Source organism: Streptococcus cristatus, assembly GCF_001578775.1.
Taxonomy (GTDB): domain Bacteria; phylum Bacillota; class Bacilli; order Lactobacillales; family Streptococcaceae; genus Streptococcus; species Streptococcus cristatus_A.
In genome coordinates this window covers 1,127,509-1,145,330 of record NZ_KQ969062.1, presented here as the reverse complement: position 1 = coordinate 1,145,330, position 17,822 = coordinate 1,127,509, and the positions used below count along the sequence as shown (strand labels likewise).

The window sequence follows — 17,822 nt, the reverse complement described above, 5'->3', positions numbered from 1 at the left end:
AGTTTCTCCTTTAAAATTTTAAGTATTTTTTGTTAACGATGTAATAGTATTCTGGAAATCAATCGGCAACTGGGATTCCAATTGGAGCTGCTTTTCCAAAAATGGATTATAAAAAGATAAAGAGTGACAATGCAAGGCCTGACGTGTAATTCCCGCTTCCAAAGTCCCTCCATAGAGATCATCTCCAAGGAGAGGAAATCCAAGATGGGCAAAGTGCACACGAATCTGATGGGTCCTCCCTGTATGCAGACGAATGTCTACCAGATAGATATCGCCAAACTGCTCCACAACCTTGTAGCTGGTATGAGCATACTTGCCATCCTTTGTCACACATCTGGTGATGATGCTGTCAGTGTCGCGTCCGATCGGCGCAATTATATCTCCCTCCGGTTTAAGCTCACCGCTCCCCTGAACGAGCGCGTAATAGCGTTTTTCAATCATTTTTTTCTGCAGTTGCTTATCCAGTCTTGCATGAGCATAGCCATGTTTTGCAAAGAGCATGAGTCCACTAGTATCGCGATCCAATCTCGTCACAATGTGAACCTGCTGGTTTTCATAATCTTGCCGAATATAGTAAGCCTTGACAAAGTTTGCCATCGTATTCGAATGGTTGACACTAGGGATACTAGCAACTCCGGCGGGCTTATCTAAAACTAAAAAGTGCTCATCTTCATACAAGATCGACAAATCACGATCCACAGCTTCTAGGCTTTCAAATCCTTTCTCAGAAGGGATATCTACTGTCACCTTATCGCCAATATCCAGCAAATAAATGGCATTTTGAGATTGACCATTGACAAAAATATTTCCACCTGCAAACTTCACTTTGGCCAAAAGGGTTTTTGAAATTTCATGCTTTTTCAAAAAAGTTTTGACTTTGACATGCTCATCCGCAATAAATTCAAATCTCATTCTTGACACTCCTCGATAAAGGAGTCTCTCACGCGATTCCAAAAGCTGGTATGGCTAGGCGAAGCTACAAAGTTAATCTTATGATTATCGATTTGGTACTCAATACGGACAATATTTTTATAAGAAAACGTTTGATTATCGACCGCTATGGTATAGTAATCATTACGAGTCGGCAAGAGCTCAATCCTATCTTTTTTAGGAACGATAACTGAGGAACCTAAAGTACGATACACACGATTGTTGAGGCTAGCAATTTCTGTTACTTGCAAGGCTTCAATCGTTGGATGTAGAACAGCTCCTCCTAAAGATTTATTGTAGGCTGTACTACCAGTAGGCGTTGAGACAGAAATCCCGTCGCCTCTAAAACGCTCAAAATGAACATTATTGATGACCACATCAACAACCATGGTTCTGTCGGAGCGTTTAATCGTTGCTTCATTGAGCGCGCGAATCGTCCGCGTTTCTCCATTTTCAAAGGTGAGCTTGACATTTAAAATCGGATAAGAGACCTTGGCACCTGTGTCCAATTTCAGATTTTCCACTAATTTATCAATTTCAAAGTCTCGATAATCTGTATAAAAACCCAAATGTCCAGTATGGACACCGACAAAGCGCACCTTATCCAGCTGCTCTTCATACTTGTGAAAGGCTGATAGCAGCATCCCATCACCACCGACAGAAATCACGATATCTGGATTTTTGGGTGTCAGGATAAAGCCTGCTTTCCGCAATTTTTGCATCAGAGTTTGAAATACTTCCTCACTCTGCCTTTTGCGATTGCGGATAATCGCTATTTTTTTACCTGTATTCTTCATCTGTATCATCACTATTTCCAACACCGTCATTTAGCTTGCGGTGCAGAGGATCAAAGAGTGCTTGTGCTTCTTGGATGGCATCGCGAATGGCTCCCATCTCTTCATCTAGCTGGTAGGCGAGGTTAGCTGTTATCTCCAAGCGCCGTTTGATTTCCTCTGGAAATTCTCCTTTATACTTATAGTTTAAAGAGTGCTCAATCGTTGCCCAAAAGTTCATGGACAAGGTACGAATCTGAATTTCTGCCAAGATAATTTTATTTCCATTAATCGTATCTACTGGATATTCAACGATGGCATGGTAGCTACGGTAACCACTGTCTTTCTTGTTTTTGATGTAATCACGCTCCTGAACGATACGCATATCTGTCCGATTTCGCAAAACTTCCAAAACTTCATCCACATCGTCTACAAATTGAACCATGACACGCAAACCAGCAATATCCTGCATCTCTTGGGCTAAGTTTTCCTCAGTTATCCCTCGAAGTTCCATTTTTTCCTTGATGCTTTCAATATGTTTTACGCGACCGGTTACAAACTCGATCGGTGAATGGCGTTGCTGTTTGCGATACTGTTTGCGAATGCCACGAAGCTTTATTTTCAACTCACCAACCGCCTGAATATATGGATCCAGAAAATCTTCCCAATCTATTGTCATATACATACCTTGTCATCTATTCGTTTTTTGTATAAAATAAACACAGTTGTTATTATAACATAAAATCGCTTTCAGATAAAGAAAAGGATTAAAAAATGAACCATTTAGAAATTGAATACAAAACAATGCTAACAGAAGAAGAACATAAGCGACTTCTGACCTTCTTTGATCATGTCCAACCAATTTTCCAAGTCAACTATTATATTGATTCGGCTGACTTTGCTCTTCGTGAAGCTCGTATGGCTCTGCGAGTCCGAACCACTCCTGACGCTGCTGAGTTTACTCTAAAAATTCCTCAAAAACTTGGAAATTTCGAATACAACCAATCCTTGTCCGAAGATGAATTTAAAGAAATTACAGAAAACTTGCAATTTCCTCAGGGAGAAATTCTAGACAAACTCCAAGAAAAAGGAATCCCAGTTGACAAACTAACAATACTCGGAACCCTTGAAAATATTCGATACGAAAAACAAGATGCAATCGGCCTTTTTGCCTTAGACGAAAGCCGTTACTTTGGTAAAAAAGATTTCGAATTAGAGTTAGAGATCAATGATATTGAAGAAGGGGAGCAAAAGTTCAAAGACTTTTTAAACAAAAATCAAATCCAATACAAGCCTGGTAAAAGTAAGATTGCTAGATTTGCCGAAAACTTGTAAAAATGCTGAAATAATCTCATTTTTTTGGTAAAATAATATTTGTAAATCTAAAGAGACAAAAAGAGGATGGTCATTCTAATGTCAGACAAAAAAAATATGAAGCTTTTCTCCCTCAATTCCAATCACTCAATTGCTGAGAAGATTGCTGAAGCTGCCGGAGTACCTTTAGGCAAGCTTTCTTCCCGCCAATTTTCTGATGGCGAGATTCAGATTAACATTGAGGAGAGTGTTCGTGGCTATGATATCTATATCATCCAGTCTACCAGCTTCCCAGTCAATAATCACTTGATGGAGTTATTGATTATGGTTGATGCTTGTAAACGAGCAAGTGCCAATACCGTAACTGTGGTTATGCCCTATTTTGGTTATGCTCGCCAAGATCGGACAGCTGCTCCTCGCGAGCCAATTACTGCAAAACTCGTGGCCAATATGCTTGTTGGGGCTGGCGTAAACAGAGTTATTTCACTTGACCTTCACGCTGTCCAAGTACAAGGCTTCTTTGATATTCCTGTTGACAATCTCTTCACCATTCCATTGTTTGCTGAGCATTATTGCAATATGGGATTAACTGGCGAGGATGTTGTCGTCGTTAGCCCGAAAAATTCTGGCGTGAAACGCGCTCGTAGCTTGGCAGAATATCTCGATGCTCCAATCGCCATCATCGACTACGGTGAAGATGAAGCAGGACGCTCTGAAGGCTATATCATCGGTGAAGTTGAAGGTAAAAAAGCGATTTTGATTGACGATATCTTGAATACCGGTCGTACCTTCTCAGAAGCTGCTAAAATCGTTGAACGTGAAGGAGCTGTCGAAATCTATGCTGTCTCAAGTCATGGTTTATTTGCAGATGAAGCTGCAGACATACTAGACAGTGTTCCTATCCGAGAAATCTTGGTGACTGACTCTGTTGATACCAAAGAAAAGACTCCGAAGAATGTTCACTATATTACAGCCAGCGAGTTGATTGGCGACGCTATCGTACGTATTCAAGAAAGAAAACCAGTCAGCCCACTTTTTGCTTTTCAAAAGAAATAAGGGATAAATTTGTGATTTATTTAGATAATGCTGCAACGACTGCCTTATCGCCTGCTGCGATTAAGTCCATGACTTGGGCAATGACAGTCTTCGGCAATCCATCCAGTACCCACAGCCACGGTCGAGAAGCTAAAAAACTTCTCCGACAAGCTCGCGAAGATATTGCTAAAGTTCTACACACACAGAGCAAAAATATCCTCTTCACTTCAGGTGGTACTGAAAGTAATAACACTGCAATCAAGGGATATGCCCTACGCCATCAGAATCAAGGCAAGCATATTATCACTACGGCCATTGAACACCATGCTGTTTTAGAGCCTGTTGAATACTTGGTGGAGAACTTCGGTTTTGAAGCGACTATCATTCAGCCAGTGGATGGGCAAATCCGAACGGAAGATATCAAGAATGCTCTCAGACCAGATACTATCCTTGTCTCAGTAATGGCTGTCAACAATGAAACAGGCTATATTTTGCCGATTCAAGAAATTGGGGAATTACTAAAGGAGCATCCTGCTGCCTTTCACGTTGATGCAGTCCAAGCCGTCGGCAAGCTCCCCATCTATCCTGAAGAATGGGGAATCAATTTCCTGAGTGCATCAGCTCATAAATTCCATGGTCCAAAAGGGGTGGGATTTCTCTATGCTGACCAGATGGATTTTGATAATTTCATGCATGGCGGTGATCAAGAAAACAAGCATCGAGCGGGTACAGAAAACCTCGTTTCTATTGTCGGGATGGCAACTGCCCTTTCTGAAAATGTTGCCCACTTAGAGGAAAATCTTGAGCATGCCCAGCAGTTAAAAGATACTTTACTGAACAACATAGCGGATATAGACTACTACCTAAACGAAAGTCAGCCTAGCCTGCCTTATGTTATCAATATCGGATTTCCAAACCGAAAGAATGATCTTATCTTGCTTCAAATGGACCTTAATGGCTTTTCAATCTCGACTGGCTCTGCTTGTACAGCTGGTGCTGTTCAGCCCAGTCATGTCCTTCAAGCCTTATATGGCCCAAACTCTGAGCGCCTAAAAGAATCCATTCGTATCAGTGTATCAGACCAAACTAGCATCCAAGAAATCAAACTATTCAGTCAAAAACTAAAAGAAATACTAGGAGGATAAGATGGCTTTTCAAACATCTGTTAGCTTAGCAAACTGCGACTTCACCTACTCACTCCATCCAAATGTTAAGAAATTTACCTTGCGGGACAATACATTTGCTGAAACAAAAGTTGGTAATCACGAGCTTTCTCGTTTACTCGAAGCTGTTCCCAATAGTGGCGATGGATTCTTGCTTAAGATTATCATCAATAAAGATCTAAGCGGAGTTAAAATCAATATTACGGACAAGTCTGGTTTAAGATTAGTTAATATCTTCAAATCAGAAAAACACCATATTATTCAGCAAAAATTCTATTTCCTGATGGATAGTTTAGTTGAAAGAGATATTTTTGAAAAAACACCCCAATAAGCGAAATTCTAAGAATTTTGCTTATTTCTATTATTTTAGCTATCTTTATTAGTATAATAATATTTTGTTCATCAAATTAGTTGATTTTTTCACAAGCTTTCTATAGAATAGAAGATAGAAAGGTCGTGATTTTGTGAAAACTGAAAAAAGCAATTCTATTCCACGTGCTACTGCTAAACGGCTCTCCCTCTACTACCGAATTTTCAAGCGATTTAATGCAGAAAATATTGAAAAGGCCAATTCAAAACAGATCGCAGAGGCGATTGGAATCGACTCTGCGACTGTTCGACGTGACTTTTCTTACTTCGGTGAGTTAGGTCGTAGAGGTTTTGGCTACGATGTCAAGAAACTAATGAATTTCTTTGCCAATCTTCTCAACGACAACTCGATTACAAATGTCATGATTGTTGGTGTCGGAAATATGGGCCGTGCTCTTTTACACTACCGCTTTCATGAACGGAATAAAATGAAGATTGTAATGGCCTTTGATACAGATGATTATTCTGACGTCGGGACCACCACAAATGATGGAATTCCTATTTATGGAATTTCTCAAATTAAAGAAAAGGTCCAGGAAGGAAACGTAAAGACAGCCATTCTGACAGTGCCGAGCGTTAAGGCACAAGAAGTCGCATCCGTCTTGGTTGATGCTGGTATCAAGGGGATTCTTTGCTTCTCCCCAGTGCACCTATCTGTCCCCAAAGATGTGATTGTACAATATGTGGACCTAACCAGCGAACTCCAAACCTTACTCTACTTTATGAGAAAAGATGATGAGTAAGGTAAGAAAGGAAACAGACACTTTATGAAAAAACCGATTATCGGTATAACAGGAAACCAAAGGGATATTCCCAACGATCAATTTATTCATATCAGTTATACTTCAACTGGCTTTATCGAGGGAGTCAATAAAGTTGGAGGAATCCCAATTATCTTGCCAATTGGTGATGAAGCCTTAGCTCACACCTATATCACTATGATCGATAAACTGATCCTTACTGGTGGACAAAATGTCCAGCCTCATTTCTACGGAGAAGAACAGACTATCGAAAGCGATGATTATCTGCTTCAAAGGGATCTATTTGAACTAGCTCTCATCCGAGAAGCACGGAAGCAAAACAAGCCTATTTTTGGTATCTGTCGTGGTACTCAGCTTTACAATGTTGCTATGGGTGGCACACTTCACCAAGACATCGAGAATCACTGGCAAGATAGCACTGCTCAATACACTACACAGACTATGGTCACTAAAAATGGCTCCATCCTCCATGAATTATACGGACCTACCTGCCAAATCAACTCATTCCATCACCAAAGTATCAAGGATCTAGCGAAAAATCTAGAAGTTATAGCCTACGATCCTCGGGATAAGGTCATTGAGGCTGTTACCTCGACTGATGGAAGTCCATTTCTTGGTGTGCAGTGGCATCCAGAATTTCTATTTCCCACAAGAACGGGGGATTTAGCCTTGTTTGATTATGTGGTTAACAAACTTTAGATCAAATCCGTTTTTTCACGATAGCTATAATAATTATTTTTTGAAACGATTAAATGATCTAAAAGAACCAACCCCATTAGCTCACAAGCTTCTTTCATGTGTTTGGTGACCTCGTCGTCATTCTTACTTGGTAAAGTCACTCCAGAAGGATGATTGTGTACAAGTATAATAGATGTCGCCAAGTGTTTGAGCGCATAATGCAAAATCTCGCGCGGCTCAGCAATACTTCTAGTTACCGTTCCTACAAAGATTGTCTGCTGATGAATGATCTGGTTCTGACTGTTGAGATAAATAGCAACCAAACATTCTTGCTTTTTATCTCCCAATTCGACCTGCATTTTGCGAGCTAGTTTTTGACTGCCAAGAATTTGCTCCCTCTCCAGCACTTCAGCCTTATTGATACGGCATCCGAGCTCAATAATGGCCTGCAACTCAACAGCCTTCACAGGGCCAATTCCTGAAATTGTCTGTAATTCCTGTAAAGTCAAATATTTCAGATCATTCAAACTAGAAATCGATGATAAAATCCTTTGAGAAACTTGAAAAACAGTTTCTTTTTTGCTGCCTGTTCGCAAAAATATAGATAGCAATTCCTGATTACTAAGTTTATCCGCTCCTTCTCTTATCAGCCGTTCACGCGGCATCATGCTTATGTCATCCTGCAATGAAATACGATACATATCAACCTCCTTACCTATTAATTCGAGATTAAATAAAAAAAGAACCTAAATAAATGAACTACACCCCAAAGGTTAGACACAAAATCTATCGATTAGGCGAGTTTATTTATTTAGGCTATTTATTATTAATTGCTAAATCTTATCATATTTGTTGCTTGCTGTTGTAACAGCTTCTCTAACGGATGTAGACCATTGTCCCTTGATGGCACTATCTAAAGTATCATTAATCCCCTTGATAGCCAACTTTCCTTCCTTTGCAACTTTACTAATCGCTTCATTAGATTTGGTCTTAATACCATCACTTTTACTAAGAATATGTGGAGCATAAACGTTTGTTATCAAAGATTTTTCAATCTGTTTTTGAATAGCAAGCAGACGAGTTCCTAAATCATCGAAATTTCCTACAGTAAATACACCTGTAATATCCTCAGTTAATGTTGTTGCCATTTTAGTATCGCTTCCTTTTACTCTCTAGTTTTATTATTGTCATCTGCGGCTATTCTCCTACGTAGATAAGCCTCCTCTAACTTATCATCTAGATATCGTCTTTCTCGTCGGAAATCATCACTCTCTTTTAAAGATTCTAATTCCAATATTTTTTGCGCCTGCATCAAGGCATCTTCCGATAACATTTGGTAAGATTCCATCTCTCTATTAAGAATCCTATAAAAATCTTGATCCGCATCAGTAGATTTCAAATAATGCAAAGTTTCTTCGTACTTTTCATCAAGAATATTTTGTATGGCACGACGCGCAGTTTGAAAATAATCATTTCTTTCCTCAAATTCTTGCAACTTTTCGCGATGCCGATCTTCCAATTCTTCTAATTCTTTAGTTTTCTTTTCGACTTCACGTTGTGCTACTTCAAATTTCTCCATTGATTGAATTCCCCTGCTAAAGCTATGTCTTCTTCGAGTTTTTTGTTTATACCAGCTGCAATTTTATCTTTTAATTTAGTCATTTCATCTAATATTTGACTCGCTTTGTTGAGCTTATTTTGTAGAGAGATTTCTACATTTCCGACAACACTATCATGCGTGACACCACCAGCTGCAAAAGCCGATCTAATCTCATCAGGACTGAGACTACTGATCATAAACGGAGACTTGGTCGTTTCAAATAAAGACTCAACTTCTTCTACTCCTCTTTGTTTCTCAATCTTAATCTGATCCAAAACTTGCTGAGCAGCATTAACAAGAGCATTTGCACCAATAGTAGCTTGCTCGCTGTCTAGAAAAATTCGTTCGTTGCTACTTAGGCCACCTCCGCTTTCTGTAAGTAAGCTTTTCATGCCATAATACCGCAACATTCTCGTTTTTGTTTCTAGGATGAGGGAATTCGCATTTCCTTTTGCAGTATTGGTCACAACATTGCCATTTTCATCAATGAGTTGACCTTTATTATTAAATCTCCAAGTATTATAACTATGATATTTATCCCCCAGACTATAGATCTTATCTGCCTTTTCTTTCCAAGAAAGTTTATCATCCTGTAAAATTCGTAAAGATTCATCAACAAAACTAGCATCTGTCATATTGACATAAATGGCAACGCCTGTTTTATTCCCCAAAATGTTCCCCAAAAACATATCATTTGGATTTCTAAAGTTACGAAATTGCTCTGGATGCGCCTGCATATAGGCTATTTCTTCTTCCGAAAGGATATTATGAATATCTGGACCATTAAATCCAACATTATTCCATCCCATTTTTAAGGCAGTATAAAGGGCCATAGACTCTCCCAAAGAATGACCATTCGTTGTTATAATGGCATTGGGGTTCTCTTGACGAACCTTTTTTTCTACTCGCTGGGCAAACTCTAATGCTGTTTTTGACTGAACATCTACAATATTTTCGACAACTTCCTTTTTAACACTATCGTTAAAATGTCCTTCTAGAATGCCTTTACCCATCCCTGAAATCGAGGGGAGACCTGTTATCATTTTATCCGTAAAACCCATACCTAGATTTTCAATGTCATTCAGGACATCTTTTTTGTCTCCAAAATTGGTTCCAACATAAGAAACCACTACCTGACTGTAGTCTACGTTCCCTTTATCATCAATAGGAGCAACAGCCATAGCTTGCATACTATTATCCGTTGGTTCAGCAGAATTACCAATAGCATCAATAACTTGGAACTGACGGCCGTTTATGTCAATCGTTTCTCCAACTGATAATTGCTTATCAGGATTGTCTACTGGGTCAATCTCATAAACACGTGTTGCAATTTTATTATAATCCGCATCTGTTATGTTCATTTCTTCTCTCCATAATATATAACATTTATTTGGGTTTCCGATAATTTTGTATAACTAGTTGGAACTTCCTTTCGTTTTAGTACCTCCGAGTTATTATGATAAGATAACCCATAATGCTGTATATCGTAACTATCTTCTAAGTCTGTTGAAACTTCTATTTTATCGTTTACCGAGAAATAAATGAATCTAGGTCTACCAAATCCGCCTTTTGAAATACTTTCAAACTCTATTTTATGAACATCTTCAAAATTATTGACCAAAAATAAAGCAAGAGCCTCTTCTTGTTTTCTAATTATCTTTTTCTCTTCTGCTGTCAATGTTACTTCCTCCTTCTGTTCTGTTTTTTTCTGCTGACTACAGGCACTGAGCGTTCCCAACCCTAGAAATCCAATAAATACTATCAAAAGTAACTTAAATATTTTCATAAATACTCCTTTCCTTTATAGAGTTCAAAATCTTCAACTATGCTGACATAGTTATATTATAGCAAAATAATTATAAAATAAGCAATCGTTTATATCAACAGAAGCATCAATGACTCGGAATTTCGACCGTTAACGTCAAATTCCTTTCCCACACTATATTGTTCTTCTGCTTTATATTCTTTCGGATCCAAACTATAGGCTTTTTTAGATATTATGTTGTAATCTTTATCAGTCAACGCGCCATTTAATAATCCTCGTAATAAATAACATCTACTCCGTCTAAACTAGTTAACTGTGTTGGAGGTTTCTTCTCTATCAAATGAAAGTCTTTTGGATCATATCCTATTGAATAATATCCATCTTTACTTTCTAACTCTGTTGGTACAATATAACTATTTTCATTGACCTTTATAGTGATTGTATCCCCCGTCCCAAAACCACCTTTATGAAAATTTACAAATTCTATTTTTTTCACATCTTGATAATGATTTACCAGGTACAAAGCGATTTTCTCTTCTTCTTTATGAAGTTTCTTTTTTTCCTCTTTTGTCATAGTAATTTTCTCCTTCTGTTCTGTTTTTTTCTGTTGACTACAGGCACCGAGTGTTCCCAACCCTAGAAATCCAATAAATACTATCAAAAGTAACTTAAAGTATTTCATAAATACTCCCTTCTTTTATAAAACATACAATCTTCAACTATACTAACATAGTTATATTATAGCAAAATGATTATAAACCAAGCAGGCGTTTACATCATTTGCAATCCCTCTAAAACTAAATCTTATCTACCATCATAGAATAACTCAAAATTTTCGACCGTGACCATCAATCAATTCTCCAACTGATTATTGTTTTTCTGAATGATCTAGTGTATCAAGCTCATAAACATAGGTCGTAATTGTATCATAATCTGCATCCGTTATATTCATTTATTTTCTCCATAATATACAACATATAATTGAGCCTCTGATAATTTTGTAAATTTAGAAGGAACTTCCTTACGTTTCAGTTCCTCTGAGCTATTATGATAGACCAAGCCATAATGCTGTATATCGTAACTATCTTTTAAGTCTGTTGAAACTTCTATTTTATCGTTTACCGAGAAATAAATTAATCTAGGCCTACCAAGTCTGCTTTTTGAAATACTTACAAACTCTATTTTATGAACATCCTCAAAATTATTGACCAAAAATAAAGCAAGAGCCTCTTCTTGTTTTCTGATTATCCTTTTCTCTTCAGCTGTCAATGTTACTTCCTCCTTCTGACCGTTTTTCTGTTGACTACAGGCACTAAGTGTCCCCAACCCTAGAAATCCAACAAATACTATCAAAAGTAACTTAGATATTTTCATAAATACTCCTTTCTTTATGCAGCGTCATCAATAACTTGAAATTGACGATTTCATACCTCAATTATATTATCTTTCTATAATCAATTTACTTTTCCTCATAATATATCACTTCAATCCCATCAAGACTGGTTAATTCTGTAGAATTTTTCTTTTTTATTAAATGAAAATCACTCGGATCATAATCAACAGAATATCTTTCACTATCATCGTTAAATATAATTGGTTTTATATAACTATCATCATTGACAATAACACTTATTGAATCTGCTATCCCAAATCCTCCCCTGTGAAATTTATCAAACTTAATCTTTTTCACATCCTCGTAATGATTCACCAAATACAAAGCTATTTTCTCTTCCTCTTTACGAAGTTCCTTTTTTTCTTCTTTTGTCATAGTAACTTTCTCTTTCTGTCCTGTTTTTTTCTGCTGACTACAGGCACTGAGTGTTCCTATCCCTAGAAACCCAATAAATACTATCAAAAGTAACTTAGATATTTTCATAAATACTCCTTTTCTTTATAAATCTCAAAATCTTCAACTATACTACCTATAGCATATTTTAATAAAAACAATCATATATCAAGCAAATTTGTTCGTTCTTTGGTTCAAGTTGTACGCCTCTTTTGCTAATTTATTATGATTTTTATCTGAAATGGAGATCACCTTTCTATCTCCTCATAATATTTAATCTCAATATTTTTTAGATTATCTAATTGAGTTGGCGGATTCTTTTCATTCAAATGAAAGCTCTCAGGATTATAGCTAATAATATACTCGCCACTTGGATCTCCTAAAGTAATTGGTTTTATATAATTATTTGAATTTACTTTAACAGATATAGAATCCCCCGTCCCAAAACTACCTTTATAAAAATTTACAAATTCTATTTTTTTCACATCTTCATAATGATTCACCAAATACAAAGCAATTTGCTCTTCTTCTTTATGAAGTCTCTTTTTATCTTCTGCTGTCATTATGAAATCAAACTTCTTTTCTGCTGTTTTGGACTGGCTACAGGCAGTGATACTTCCTAAACATATAAATGCTATAAAAAATATTAAAAATGATTTATATATTTTCATGATAATTTCCTTTCCTGACTAAAAGAGTACCATACTAACATAAGTATAGCACAATCTAATAAAGAAGGCATATTCTTTGAAAGCGTTCTAGTATCTGTTCGTATATCATTTTAGTTTTTATCAATCAAAAAAGAAGTAACAAAAGTTACTTCGTTTTACAATATTTCTTATTATAGCTGCATTTGATTATAAGATCGACTGAAAGCATCTAAAATATCTTTTGGTGCCTTGTCATAATCAATCGTACTTTCAAGCGTACCTTTGACAATGGTTCGACTGGTTGCTGCCGCATCTTCACATGTGACTAAAGTGATCTCAGCAACACCCTCCGTATCATTGATGACATCCACGCGCTCTGGTGCGACACTTTCTATACTAGAAATCGTATAGGTATAGATCTTATCCTTATCCGTGATATAAATTTTCATCCCTATTTTGGCGCGATCTAGCGGTGAAAAGAGCATGTCACTGGCTCCAGTAATTCCAAAGACGTGGTGGCTGGCTAAGGCATAGTTTCCTTGTCCCATTTGTTGATCTTCTTTCATAGTGCCAGCACCATAGTAAAGGCCAACATTATCCAAACCTTTGAAAATTGGCAGATTCATCGAAACTTCAGGAATTGAAATGCCACCGATAACTGGTAATTTTTGGGCCTGCCACTGAGCATTGATGACCGCTTCTGTCGAAAGAGATTGGACTTCACTAAACTCAAAACTCGACTCGACTGCCTTATTTTGCTTGATTTCTTCTTTGGAAACTTTGCTAACCTGGTATTGGTTTGTGTGCCAAACCATGATCATATTTCGGATAGAGGAGTTAAAAATCAGAGCTAGGGCAACTAGAAATAAAAGGAAAACTGCACAGTTAATGATGAAATTTCTGAGCTTGAATTTCTTCTTAGATTTCTTCACATTCATCCTCCTCTTACTCTACTTCTTCCTCATCATCTTTTGCGTCAGGCGCAACCGTTGTAAAGGTGACAATCTGGGCATTTTGGTCCAGACGCATGACCTTAACTCCCATGGTCGAGCGACCTGTCTGAGAAATATTGGCCACACTGGTCCGAATGATAACACCTGTATTGGTGATAATCATCAAATCTTCCTCGCCAGTAACGGTCATGAGACCAGCAAGAGGTCCGTTCTTATCAGTGATATTGGCTGTTTTAATCCCTTTACCACCACGGCCCTTGGTTGGATACTCGCTAGCAAGAGTACGCTTACCATAGCCTTTTTCGGTGATGACAAGCACTTCGTCACCCTCAGTAATCACACCTGCTCCAACGACTTGGTCACCGTCCCGCAGATTGACACCACGAACACCAGTCGCACTACGGCTCATGCTACGGACAGCTGTCTCATTGAAGCGGACAGAATAACCAAACTTAGTACCAATGATAACGTCTGCAGCACCGTCCGTCAGAAAGACATTGATTAACTCGTCTTCATCTTTCAAATTCAAGGCCTTGAGACCGTTCTGACGAATATTAGCAAATTCTGTCACACTGGTCCGTTTGACAACTCCATGACGGGTAGTAAAGAAGAGATAAGAATCATCACTGCGGTCTTGCTGGACATTAATAATGGTCTGAATGGTCTCTCCTTCATCCAGTTTCAAGAGATTGACCACTGGCAAGCCCTTAGCTGTACGGCCGTACTCAGGGATTTCATATCCTTTGAGCCGATAAACTCGGCCTTTATTGGTAAAGAAGAGCAATCTATCGTGGGTACTCGTTGAAACCAGCTCTTTGACGAAGTCATCATCTTTAACACCCGTTCCTTGAACACCGCGGCCCCCACGTTTCTGAGCAGTGAATTCTGCCTGATTCAGACGTTTGATATAACCCTTATTAGATAGGGTAATTAAAACATCCGCTTCCTCAATCAAATCTTCATCTTCAAGAGAAAGAACTTCTCCCACCATCAGCTCAGTTCTGCGGTCATCCGCAAATTTACGCTTGACCTCGTCTAACTCTTCCTTGATAATAGCGACAACTCGCTCTGGCTTGGCTAAGATATCAGCCAAGTCCGCAATCAAAGCAATCAGTTCGTCGTATTCTGACTGAATCTTATCACGTTCCAAACCAGTCAGACGACGCAGACGCATGTCAAGGATAGCTTGACTCTGGCGCTCAGACAGCTCAAACTTAGCCATCAATTCAGCCTGAGCTTCTGCGTCCGTCTCGCTATTACGGATAATGCGGATCACTTCATCAATATGATCCAGCGCAATCAGCAAACCAGCCAAGATGTGAGCTCGAGCTTCCGCCTTTTCTTTATCAAAAGCCGTCCGTCTAGTCACTACTTCTTTTTGGTGCTCAATATAAGCCAACAAAATCTCACGCAGAGACAGAATCTTCGGCACACCATTTTGAATAGCCAGCATATTGAAGCTGAAATTGGTCTGCATCTGAGTCAGCTTGAAAAGATTATTTAGAATGACATGAGCAGAGGCATCACGACGAACCTCAATGACAAAACGAACTCCTTCACGGTTGGACTCATCACGAACAGCTGTGATACCGTCAATGCGTTTTTCCTGCACAAGACGAACGATGTGCTCATGGACCTTGGTCTTATTAACCATGTATGGAAACTCGGTTACGACAATTCGCTCACGGCCATTTTTCATCTCTTCGATTTCAGTGCGAGAACGAAGAACAATTGAACCTTTCCCTGTTTCATAAGCACGATGAATCCCAGACTTACCCATAACCAGTGCACCTGTAGGAAAATCCGGTCCAGGCAGGACTTCCATGATGTCACGAGTCGTTGCTTCTGGATTATCCATAACCAGCTTAACCGCATCAATAGACTCACCAAGATTATGAGGTGGGATATTGGTCGCCATCCCAACCGCAATCCCTGTCGCTCCGTTTACAAGCAAGTTAGGGAAGCGAGCAGGAAGAACTACAGGCTCTCTCTCGCTGGCATCATAGTTGTCAATATAATCAACAGTATTTTTGTTAATATCACGAAGCATCTCCAACGCAATCTTGCTCATACGTGCTTCTGTATAACGCTGGGCAGCGGCCCCGTCTCCGTCCATAGAACCGAAGTTCCCATGGCCGTCTACCAGCATGTAGCGATAGCTCCACCATTGTGCCATCCGCACCATTGCTTCATAAATAGAGGAATCGCCATGCGGGTGGTATTTACCCATGACATCCCCTGTGATACGAGCTGATTTCTTGTGAGGCTTATCAGGCGTAACGCCTAGCTCATTCATGCCATAAAGAATCCGGCGATGAACCGGCTTAAGACCATCGCGAACATCTGGAAGAGCCCGAGCCACGATAACACTCATTGCATAATCGATGAAACTGGTCTTCATTTCGCTGGTCAGATTGACATCTACTAAGTTTCTATCTTGCATTAAAAAATGCCTCATTTCAATATTAAATCACTATCCCATTATACCACATTTTAGCTATATTTTCAGTATTTAAAACCGAATATAAAAACGTTTACATAGCCTTTTAGGGGTCAAAATCCCACGGTGAGCCGTGACAAACTGTATCAAAAGTGGTAGAATGTAATTGTATGGGGAAAACCCCAAAAATAATAAGGAGATGTTTAGAAATGACTGCTACTAAACAACATAAAAAAGTCATCCTTGTCGGTGACGGTGCCGTAGGTTCATCTTACGCTTTCGCACTTGTTAACCAAGGAATTGCACAAGAGCTTGGAATTATCGAAATTCCACAATTACACGAAAAAGCTGTAGGTGATGCGCTTGACCTTAGCCACGCCCTTGCCTTCACTTCACCTAAAAAGATCTACGCAGCTCAATACTCTGACTGTGCAGACGCTGACCTTGTTGTTATCACTGCGGGTGCGCCTCAAAAACCAGGTGAAACTCGTCTTGATCTCGTTGGTAAAAACCTTGCCATCAACAAATCAATCGTAACACAAGTTGTTGAATCAGGTTTCGATGGTATCTTCCTTGTTGCTGCTAACCCAGTTGACGTTTTGACTTACTCAACTTGGAAATTCTCAGGCTTCCCTAAAGAACGCGTTATCGGTTCAGGTACTTCACTTGACTCAGCTCGTTTCCGTCAAGCTCTTGCTGAAAAATTGGATGTTGATGCTCGTTCAGTTCACGCCTACATCATGGGTGAACATGGCGATTCAGAATTCGCTGTTTGGTCACATGCAAACATCGCAGGTGTAAACCTTGAAGAATTCCTTAAAGATACTCAAAATGTTCAAGAGTCTGAATTGATCGAATTGTTCGAAGGCGTTCGTGATGCTGCTTACACAATCATCAACAAGAAAGGTGCTACATACTACGGTATTGCTGTAGCTCTTGCTCGTATCACAAAAGCTATCCTTGACGATGAAAATGCCGTACTTCCACTTTCAGTCTTCCAAGAAGGCCAATACGGTGTGAAAGATGTCTTCATCGGTCAACCAGCAGTTGTTGGTGCACACGGTATCGTTCGCCCAGTAAATATCCCATTGAACGATGCAGAAACTCAAAAAATGCAAGCATCTGCTAAAGAATTGCAAGCAATTATTGACGAAGCTTGGAAAAATCCAGAATTCCAAGAAGCATCTAAAAACTAATCAGAAAAAACATCTCCTGATAAAAGGGGATGTTTTTTGTTTTATATGGATCTGTCAGCAAAAATATCAAGCAAATAAGGAACAATCAGCTCTCCCTCTAAGTCCTCCAAAGAAGAAAGCCAAATAAAGTCTGTATGCTCTTCTGGATCCAATAGGATATCGCGCTGCTCTATAATCTTAGCCTCATAAACCAAGCGTGTAAAAACAGCATTTTTTCTTGAGTCAAACTGACTATCTTCATGAATGATCTTATCAATCCGAATCTTTTGATTAACCTCTTCCATAGCCTCGCGTAGAGCTGCTTCTCTGGGTAGTTCGTTCTCTTCTACGCTTCCGCCAGGAATATCCCAATAGCATGGATAGACATTAGGAAGGCCACGCTTTATTTTTGAGCGTTTGATCAGCAGAT

At 38.9% G+C, this 17,822-nt stretch carries 22 protein-coding genes; 7 read left to right on the top strand and 15 right to left on the bottom strand.

What is annotated here, in order from left to right; genetic code table 11:
• Positions 1-18: 18 nt before the first annotated feature.
• From SCRDD08_RS05745 to SCRDD08_RS05735, 3 genes are read right to left on the bottom strand one after another with little or no spacing between them, the layout of a single operon-like run.
• On the bottom strand, positions 19-912 hold the full coding sequence (locus tag SCRDD08_RS05745) for an RluA family pseudouridine synthase (protein ID WP_061422805.1): 894 nt from the start codon (positions 910-912) through the stop codon (positions 19-21).
• The gene (locus SCRDD08_RS05740; RefSeq protein ID WP_061422804.1) at positions 909-1,736 is read right to left on the bottom strand and encodes an NAD kinase; all 828 of its coding nucleotides are present in this window, start codon (positions 1,734-1,736) and stop codon (positions 909-911) included. Before SCRDD08_RS05740 ends, SCRDD08_RS05745 begins: the two co-directional genes overlap by 4 nt.
• Positions 1,711-2,382, bottom strand: coding sequence for a GTP diphosphokinase (locus SCRDD08_RS05735; RefSeq protein WP_061423273.1), 672 nt, complete (start codon positions 2,380-2,382; stop codon positions 1,711-1,713). The genes SCRDD08_RS05740 and SCRDD08_RS05735 overlap by 26 nt, the downstream gene beginning before the upstream one ends.
• 95 nt (positions 2,383-2,477) lie before the next feature.
• On the opposite strand from SCRDD08_RS05735, the gene SCRDD08_RS05730 reads away from it, so the two are divergent.
• The 6 genes from SCRDD08_RS05730 to SCRDD08_RS05705 all read left to right on the top strand — a co-directional run bounded on the left by SCRDD08_RS05730 (position 2,478) and on the right by SCRDD08_RS05705 (position 7,044).
• Complete coding sequence (locus SCRDD08_RS05730) at positions 2,478-3,038, top strand: CYTH domain-containing protein (protein WP_061422803.1); 561 nt, start codon at positions 2,478-2,480, stop codon at positions 3,036-3,038.
• Positions 3,039-3,116: 78 nt separating this feature from the next.
• Entirely contained in the window at positions 3,117-4,073 is a 957-nt protein-coding gene (locus tag SCRDD08_RS05725; protein WP_081104288.1) for a ribose-phosphate diphosphokinase, read from the top strand.
• Positions 4,074-4,084: 11 nt separating this feature from the next.
• Positions 4,085-5,197 (top strand): cysteine desulfurase family protein, encoded by a 1,113-nt coding sequence (locus SCRDD08_RS05720; protein WP_061422801.1) that lies wholly within the window; start codon positions 4,085-4,087, stop codon positions 5,195-5,197.
• Between the two features lies 1 nt (position 5,198).
• Complete coding sequence (locus SCRDD08_RS05715) at positions 5,199-5,546, top strand: DUF1831 domain-containing protein (RefSeq protein ID WP_061422800.1); 348 nt, start codon at positions 5,199-5,201, stop codon at positions 5,544-5,546.
• A gap of 133 nt (positions 5,547-5,679) precedes the next feature.
• On the top strand, positions 5,680-6,327 hold the full coding sequence (locus SCRDD08_RS05710; RefSeq protein WP_061422799.1) for a redox-sensing transcriptional repressor Rex: 648 nt from the start codon (positions 5,680-5,682) through the stop codon (positions 6,325-6,327).
• A gap of 24 nt (positions 6,328-6,351) precedes the next feature.
• Positions 6,352-7,044 carry a gamma-glutamyl-gamma-aminobutyrate hydrolase family protein gene (locus SCRDD08_RS05705; RefSeq protein ID WP_061422798.1) on the top strand — a complete coding sequence of 231 codons (693 nt, stop codon included), beginning with the start codon at positions 6,352-6,354 and terminating at the stop codon, positions 7,042-7,044.
• Here SCRDD08_RS05705 and radC read toward each other — a convergent pair.
• The 11 genes from radC to gyrA all read right to left on the bottom strand — a co-directional run bounded on the left by radC (position 7,041) and on the right by gyrA (position 16,220).
• Entirely contained in the window at positions 7,041-7,724 is a 684-nt protein-coding gene (gene radC / locus SCRDD08_RS05700; RefSeq protein WP_061422797.1) for a RadC family protein, read from the bottom strand. The genes SCRDD08_RS05705 and radC overlap by 4 nt on opposite strands.
• A 132-nt stretch (positions 7,725-7,856) precedes the next feature.
• Positions 7,857-8,171, bottom strand: a complete 315-nt coding sequence (locus tag SCRDD08_RS05695) for a hypothetical protein (RefSeq protein ID WP_061422796.1) — start codon at positions 8,169-8,171, stop codon at positions 7,857-7,859.
• A 17-nt stretch (positions 8,172-8,188) separates the two neighbouring features.
• Positions 8,189-8,602 carry a hypothetical protein gene (locus tag SCRDD08_RS05690; protein ID WP_061422795.1) on the bottom strand — a complete coding sequence of 138 codons (414 nt, stop codon included), beginning with the start codon at positions 8,600-8,602 and terminating at the stop codon, positions 8,189-8,191.
• A complete protein-coding gene (locus tag SCRDD08_RS05685; protein WP_061422794.1) occupies positions 8,584-9,984 on the bottom strand; it encodes a hypothetical protein in 1,401 nt (466 codons plus the stop codon). Before SCRDD08_RS05685 ends, SCRDD08_RS05690 begins: the two co-directional genes overlap by 19 nt.
• Positions 9,981-10,409 (bottom strand): hypothetical protein, encoded by a 429-nt coding sequence (locus SCRDD08_RS05680; protein WP_015605014.1) that lies wholly within the window; start codon positions 10,407-10,409, stop codon positions 9,981-9,983. Before SCRDD08_RS05680 ends, SCRDD08_RS05685 begins: the two co-directional genes overlap by 4 nt.
• A 244-nt stretch (positions 10,410-10,653) precedes the next feature.
• Positions 10,654-11,070: a hypothetical protein gene (locus tag SCRDD08_RS05675; RefSeq protein WP_061422793.1), complete on the bottom strand. Its 417-nt coding sequence runs from the start codon at positions 11,068-11,070 to the stop codon at positions 10,654-10,656.
• Between the two features lie 266 nt (positions 11,071-11,336).
• Entirely contained in the window at positions 11,337-11,762 is a 426-nt protein-coding gene (locus SCRDD08_RS05670) for a hypothetical protein (RefSeq protein ID WP_061422792.1), read from the bottom strand.
• A gap of 85 nt (positions 11,763-11,847) precedes the next feature.
• Positions 11,848-12,264, bottom strand: coding sequence for a hypothetical protein (locus tag SCRDD08_RS05665; protein ID WP_061422791.1), 417 nt, complete (start codon positions 12,262-12,264; stop codon positions 11,848-11,850).
• A gap of 158 nt (positions 12,265-12,422) precedes the next feature.
• Positions 12,423-12,845 carry a hypothetical protein gene (locus tag SCRDD08_RS05660; RefSeq protein ID WP_061422790.1) on the bottom strand — a complete coding sequence of 141 codons (423 nt, stop codon included), beginning with the start codon at positions 12,843-12,845 and terminating at the stop codon, positions 12,423-12,425.
• 170 nt (positions 12,846-13,015) lie between these two features.
• Positions 13,016-13,762: a class A sortase gene (locus SCRDD08_RS05655; protein ID WP_061422789.1), complete on the bottom strand. Its 747-nt coding sequence runs from the start codon at positions 13,760-13,762 to the stop codon at positions 13,016-13,018.
• Between the two features lie 7 nt (positions 13,763-13,769).
• Positions 13,770-16,220 carry a DNA gyrase subunit A gene (gene gyrA / locus SCRDD08_RS05650; RefSeq protein WP_061422788.1) on the bottom strand — a complete coding sequence of 817 codons (2,451 nt, stop codon included), beginning with the start codon at positions 16,218-16,220 and terminating at the stop codon, positions 13,770-13,772.
• A gap of 206 nt (positions 16,221-16,426) precedes the next feature.
• Here gyrA and SCRDD08_RS05645 point away from each other — a divergent pair, with 206 nt between their 5' ends.
• Positions 16,427-17,413: an L-lactate dehydrogenase gene (locus SCRDD08_RS05645; protein ID WP_005591942.1), complete on the top strand. Its 987-nt coding sequence runs from the start codon at positions 16,427-16,429 to the stop codon at positions 17,411-17,413.
• A gap of 41 nt (positions 17,414-17,454) precedes the next feature.
• On the opposite strand, the gene SCRDD08_RS05640 is transcribed toward SCRDD08_RS05645, so the two are convergent.
• The gene (locus SCRDD08_RS05640) at positions 17,455-17,820 is read right to left on the bottom strand and encodes an NUDIX hydrolase (protein WP_231089340.1); all 366 of its coding nucleotides are present in this window, start codon (positions 17,818-17,820) and stop codon (positions 17,455-17,457) included.
• Positions 17,821-17,822: the final 2 nt, after the last annotated feature.

Bases quoted from the DNA above. Each gene is read 5' to 3' on its own strand.
- SCRDD08_RS05745 (WP_061422805.1), bottom strand. From the start codon at position 912: ATGAGATTTGAATTTATTGCGGATGAGCATGTCAAAGTCAAAACTTTT.
- SCRDD08_RS05740 (WP_061422804.1), bottom strand. From the start codon at position 1,736: ATGATACAGATGAAGAATACAGGTAAAAAAATAGCGATTATCCGCAAT.
- SCRDD08_RS05735 (WP_061423273.1), bottom strand. From the start codon at position 2,382: ATGACAATAGATTGGGAAGATTTTCTGGATCCATATATTCAGGCGGTT.
- SCRDD08_RS05730 (WP_061422803.1), top strand. From the start codon at position 2,478: ATGAACCATTTAGAAATTGAATACAAAACAATGCTAACAGAAGAAGAA.
- SCRDD08_RS05725 (WP_081104288.1), top strand. From the start codon at position 3,117: ATGTCAGACAAAAAAAATATGAAGCTTTTCTCCCTCAATTCCAATCAC.
- SCRDD08_RS05715 (WP_061422800.1), top strand. From the start codon at position 5,199: ATGGCTTTTCAAACATCTGTTAGCTTAGCAAACTGCGACTTCACCTAC.
- SCRDD08_RS05705 (WP_061422798.1), top strand. From the start codon at position 6,352: ATGAAAAAACCGATTATCGGTATAACAGGAAACCAAAGGGATATTCCC.
- radC (WP_061422797.1), bottom strand. From the start codon at position 7,724: ATGTATCGTATTTCATTGCAGGATGACATAAGCATGATGCCGCGTGAA.
- SCRDD08_RS05695 (WP_061422796.1), bottom strand. From the start codon at position 8,171: ATGGCAACAACATTAACTGAGGATATTACAGGTGTATTTACTGTAGGA.
- SCRDD08_RS05690 (WP_061422795.1), bottom strand. From the start codon at position 8,602: ATGGAGAAATTTGAAGTAGCACAACGTGAAGTCGAAAAGAAAACTAAA.
- SCRDD08_RS05685 (WP_061422794.1), bottom strand. From the start codon at position 9,984: ATGAACATAACAGATGCGGATTATAATAAAATTGCAACACGTGTTTAT.
- SCRDD08_RS05680 (WP_015605014.1), bottom strand. From the start codon at position 10,409: ATGAAAATATTTAAGTTACTTTTGATAGTATTTATTGGATTTCTAGGG.
- SCRDD08_RS05675 (WP_061422793.1), bottom strand. From the start codon at position 11,070: ATGAAATACTTTAAGTTACTTTTGATAGTATTTATTGGATTTCTAGGG.
- SCRDD08_RS05670 (WP_061422792.1), bottom strand. From the start codon at position 11,762: ATGAAAATATCTAAGTTACTTTTGATAGTATTTGTTGGATTTCTAGGG.
- SCRDD08_RS05665 (WP_061422791.1), bottom strand. From the start codon at position 12,264: ATGAAAATATCTAAGTTACTTTTGATAGTATTTATTGGGTTTCTAGGG.
- SCRDD08_RS05660 (WP_061422790.1), bottom strand. From the start codon at position 12,845: ATGAAAATATATAAATCATTTTTAATATTTTTTATAGCATTTATATGT.
- SCRDD08_RS05655 (WP_061422789.1), bottom strand. From the start codon at position 13,762: ATGAATGTGAAGAAATCTAAGAAGAAATTCAAGCTCAGAAATTTCATC.
- gyrA (WP_061422788.1), bottom strand. From the start codon at position 16,220: ATGCAAGATAGAAACTTAGTAGATGTCAATCTGACCAGCGAAATGAAG.
- SCRDD08_RS05645 (WP_005591942.1), top strand. From the start codon at position 16,427: ATGACTGCTACTAAACAACATAAAAAAGTCATCCTTGTCGGTGACGGT.